1 protein-coding gene is annotated in these 532 nt (G+C 42.9%); it reads right to left on the bottom strand.

The features are described 5' to 3' along the window. The coding region (locus R8O11_RS30860; protein WP_318195342.1) for a transposase at nt 1-532 on the bottom strand (532 nt) is incomplete at both ends.

Genomic DNA, 532 nt, shown 5'->3' with positions numbered 1-532 from the left:
GCGGCTTTCCGGGGAAAGCCGCTTTTATCTTCAAGAAGAAGTAATCAGTATCTCGATAGCCATATCCCATCCGTTTGATTAACTTTATCTTGTTATTTATCCCTTCAAGCGTACAGGTATTCAGCGGATAGCTTGCTGAAGCAGTGATACCATGAAGGTATGGACGGAGCTTTCGAGCGAACTCTTTAAGTGGCTTAATTCCACTCTCATTCACTTGCTCCCACCATACCAGCCATAGGTTTTTAGCCTGAAGTTCTGATCCACAACGCCACAGTTCCTTTAATTGCGCACCCAGTAAGTAGGTTGTCATCAAGTCCTGATTCATATTCAATATTTCTGTGAGGTAACTTTCCTGTTGTGTATTCAAATTATCCTTATTTTTTAATAGCACCCAGCGCGAACGCTTGACCCATTGCCTTGCTTTTTTATCTTGTTTTAGCTTATTGGCTTGGTCGACTCTGACTCTATCCATCACTTCACGACCAAACTTAGCAACGACGTGGAACAAGTCGTAAACGATGCGAGCATTTGG

It is taken from the genome of Vibrio sp. 1288, from assembly GCF_033344475.1.
Note: the sequence above shows the minus strand (reverse complement) of the source record. Positions and strands in the feature narration are given on the sequence as shown.